We start from the raw sequence: 545 nt of genomic DNA, 5'->3' as shown, positions 1-545 counted from the left end.
GAAATCTATCTCGTATATACGGAATTTCGCTCGGCCATCAGTCAACAGCCGGTTACGGTGAAACTGCTGCCGGTGGAAGAAAGCGGACAGCAGGGCGGGGAAGCCGGGAAAGGGCGGCAGGAATATATTTTCGAACCGTCCGCAGGAGAAGTGCTGGGTCTGTTATTGCCCAAATACCTGGAGACGGTAATCTACGGTGCGCTGCTGCAAGCGTCGGCCAGTGAACTGGGAGCGCGGATGACGGCCATGGGGTCGGCAACGGACAATGCCCAGGAGCTCATTTCCAAATTGGTATTGAACTACAACAAAGTGCGGCAGGCGACCATTACCCGGGAAATTTCGGAAATCGTGGGCGGTGCCGAAGCACTGAAATAAGAGAGGGCTCCAAGCGCAGGGCCCAGGGCGCGAGAGGCGGAGTATAAGCTCCGCCAGCCAAGAGCCCTGCGACTAACATGCTGCAAGGTATGGGTATGAGACGCAGAGCCTGGGCTAGAAACCAAACCCATCCCCCAAGAGCCCTGTGCCCTGAGCCAAGAGCCTATAAT

At 56.7% G+C, this 545-nt stretch carries 1 protein-coding gene; it reads left to right on the top strand.

Annotated features, from left to right (window positions below; genetic code table 11):
- A partial coding sequence (locus LUCIF_RS24385) for a F0F1 ATP synthase subunit gamma (protein ID WP_133306317.1) occupies window positions 1–375 on the top strand: 375 nt, incomplete at its 5' end.
- Window positions 376–545: the final 170 nt, after the last annotated feature.

The organism is Allolucifera butyrica (assembly GCF_900476375.1).
In the GTDB taxonomy this organism is placed as follows: Bacteria; Bacillota; Negativicutes; order Sporomusales; family UPPP01; genus Lucifera; species Lucifera butyrica.
The sequence above is the reverse complement of the archived record's forward strand: the minus strand, read 5'-3'. Positions and strand labels throughout refer to the sequence as shown.